Source organism: Chamaesiphon sp., assembly GCF_041738855.1.
Lineage (GTDB): Bacteria > Cyanobacteriota > Cyanobacteriia > Cyanobacteriales > Chamaesiphonaceae > Chamaesiphon.
On the sequence record NZ_JBGSPA010000087.1, the window covers coordinates 1 to 2,836 of the forward strand.

General features: G+C 43.4%; 3 protein-coding genes and 2 pseudogenes. All 5 read left to right on the top strand.

Going from position 1 to position 2,836, the window contains the following annotated elements; genetic code table 11:
* Positions 1-257: 257 nt before the first annotated feature.
* Positions 258-773: a transposase gene (locus tag ACEW9I_RS08595; RefSeq protein WP_373539937.1), complete on the top strand. Its 516-nt coding sequence runs from the start codon at positions 258-260 to the stop codon at positions 771-773.
* 23 nt (positions 774-796) lie between these two features.
* Positions 797-1,327: pseudogene (locus tag ACEW9I_RS08600) on the top strand (IS630 family transposase); the annotation flags it as partial.
* 238 nt (positions 1,328-1,565) lie between these two features.
* Positions 1,566-2,027 carry a hypothetical protein gene (locus ACEW9I_RS08605; RefSeq protein ID WP_373539938.1) on the top strand — a complete coding sequence of 154 codons (462 nt, stop codon included), beginning with the start codon at positions 1,566-1,568 and terminating at the stop codon, positions 2,025-2,027.
* Positions 1,996-2,388, top strand: a complete 393-nt coding sequence (locus tag ACEW9I_RS08610; protein WP_373539939.1) for a hypothetical protein — start codon at positions 1,996-1,998, stop codon at positions 2,386-2,388. The genes ACEW9I_RS08605 and ACEW9I_RS08610 overlap by 32 nt, the downstream gene beginning before the upstream one ends.
* Before the next feature lie 31 nt (positions 2,389-2,419).
* A pseudogene (locus ACEW9I_RS08615) lies at positions 2,420-2,836 on the top strand (hypothetical protein); the annotation flags it as partial.

Consider the following 2,836-nt stretch of genomic DNA (forward strand, 5'->3'; position numbering starts at 1 on the left):
TCTAACAGCGTGTAGAGTATTAATTGGGCGTAAGGGAGAATGGTGTTCACTGTTCTCATCAATGTTTTTCCACGCCCTTTTTCTCATATTTTCAACCCCTTGAATAGTAGAGCTAATATACTAGTGCAAGATGTGAGTAAAGGCATTGCCAATCTAAAGTACGATCGCTATTTTCGCAAGATTCTAAGCTTATACCAAGTTAAATTGAGTAGATGACAGATGAGCTAGAATAGGAAAAAGGAGGTGGAGAGATTAAGATGGCAGGAGTGACCTCAATTATTGTTAAAGAGAGTTTAGAAGAGATAGCAGAGCGATTACGTCAAGCAACTCAACCGATAGTCACAGAAAAGCTCCAAGTGCTGTACTGGTTGAAGCAAGAGAAGGCACCAAGTATCAGTAAGATCGCCGCATCTTTGGGGAGACATCGAGGCACATTACAGGAATGGTTAAGAATATATCGAACAGAAGGAATCTCAGGATTAGAGCTGGTAAAAAGTAGCCCAGGAGGAGGAAGACGGCTAATTCCAAAATGGGCAGAAGCAGCATTATCGAAAAGGTTGCAAGAGCCAGAAAATGGATTTGACAGTTATGGAGCTGTCCAGCAATGGCTGTCAGAGACATTGGGTGTGGAAGCGGAGTACCATGCCGTGTATCAAATGACCCGCTATCGACTCAAAGCCAAACTGAAAGTAGCACGGCCACAACACCACAAACAAAACAAGGACAGTCGTTTGGCTTTTAAAAAAACCTCCCCAGTGACCTTGAACTACTAAGTCTATTCGATCGCCAAAAAGAGCGACCCATGCGATATTTTGTTCAAGATGAGAGTCGCTTCGGACTCAAGACATTAGTTGGTCGATTGCTGAGTGCCTGCGGCATCAAACCAATTGGAACGTGGCAATGGTTCTTTAAGGCGTTTTGGCTGTATGGAGCTGTAGAACCTGCGACTGGAGCTTCTTTCTTCCTACAATTCTCCCATGTTGATACTGAGTGCTTTCAACGATTTTTGGATGAATTCTCCCGAGCTTATCCTGATAGTCTCAATATTATTCAGGTGGACAATGGTCGTTTTCATACTAGCAAGAAATTGGTGGTGCCAGACAATATCATTCTGTTATTTCAACCTCCTTATTGTCCAGAACTAAATCCCATTGAACACTTATGGCAATATCTCAAATCTGATTTAAGATGGGCAAACTTTAAGACGTTGGAAGAACTTCAAATCAAATTAGGGCAACTCTTAGAAGCTTTAACGCCTGAAATAATTGCAAGCATTACCGGATATCCTTTCATTTTGGATGCCCTATCTGTCGTTAATGTTATTTAAATTGGTATTACTAATAAGTGATTAAGTTCGCAATAAATTGCCAGATCTAACCTCATCAAATTTAAGTAAATTCAACTAGTTATAAATCTATCAATGTGAGGAGGAATTGACTAAAATAAAACATATAAAGTATACATATACGCTCCAAATCTACTCTGATTGGGCGCACAGAAAATGCTCGCAAAATCAACCAGACAAAAGTAACAAATCCCATCTATTTTACAACGGAGAACTCACAATGAAAAATATTGTCTTAGCTACTCTTGTATCTGCAATCGCCGCTCTAGGACTGAGTACGCCAGCTAAAGCGCAAGTAGCGGCGCAGAGTTCGATCGGGCCATCGGTTCTGTTTGGAAATGGACAAGCCGCAATTGGAATTGATTCAAAATTTGGGATTAGCGATAATCTATCGTTACGTCCGTTTATTTATTTTGCCAGTAGCGGTACGGACTTTGGTACTGCGCTTACTTATGATTTTCCACTCAGAAATACTGATAATAACATTGTAATTACCCCTTTTGTGGGTGCTTCGATCGATGTTAATACGGGAGCTAACAGTATCACTACGGCTGGTTTAGTGGGCGGTGCCGATTTCGATCTTAGCGAGAGCCTGCGGTTAAAAGCCTCGTTGATCGTACCGTTGAGTAGCGATCGGGGTCAAACCACTGGTGTGGCTGTCGGGGCTGGTTTCCGATTCTAAATCTTGGCTAATTTGGGTAACTATTACACCGATCGTTTACGACGAACGGACGCGATCGAGACAATATTCAACTAACTACCTACAGAGAGTAATTACCAGTCAATATCAGTCGATCGACGAGAATCGAGCCGGAATCCATAGCACGATCGAAGCAAGTTTTAAAAAAGTGGCGATCGAAGAAAATCCAGAGCAATTTCTATTAGTGTTGTTAGTTGTTTTGAGTATAGCGATCTTGCCACGAGTTCCGATCTGGTTGCGCCGGAGTCCCTATCCGCTACTGCTAGTAATTGTCAGGTTAGGGTTGGCTGAGGAACAAGCTCTCCAAACTGTAAAAAAGCGATCGCGCAGCTCTGAATTCTAATTGTTAAATCCCACAACCGATCGTGCCCAATATGTTTCAGTTCAAAATGTTCGCTAGCCGACAGTCATTTAATCCGGTTGACGATCGTTCGAGCTGGGATTTTTGCCAGCATTGCTCGCGCTCGCTCGCCTCAACAATTATCTGTACCGGATTATGGCTAATGATGCCGATCGTCGGTGTAGCACAAGACACCCCTCCAGTCGCCGTACCATCACCATCGCCGCCGATCTCTACGCCGACGGATGGCGTATTTTTTGCAGACATTATGGTGAGGGGGCAGGTGATTTTACAAGTTGGCAGTCTTGCCAATCTCAGTGCGAGCGATCGCGCTAATATTATCAATCGCCGGATTGCAAGTTTTCTAGCTCAATCGCAGTCGAATGGCGCGATTACCGTCCAAACTGACCCGCAGCGCGGGATTGCTACCCTCCAACGGAATAATCGGATT

What these genes read in the sequence shown, in the direction of transcription:
- ACEW9I_RS08595 (WP_373539937.1), top strand. Translation starts at nt 258, where the DNA reads ATGGCAGGAGTGACCTCAATTATTGTTAAAGAGAGTTTAGAAGAGATA.
- ACEW9I_RS08605 (WP_373539938.1), top strand. Translation starts at nt 1,566, where the DNA reads ATGAAAAATATTGTCTTAGCTACTCTTGTATCTGCAATCGCCGCTCTA.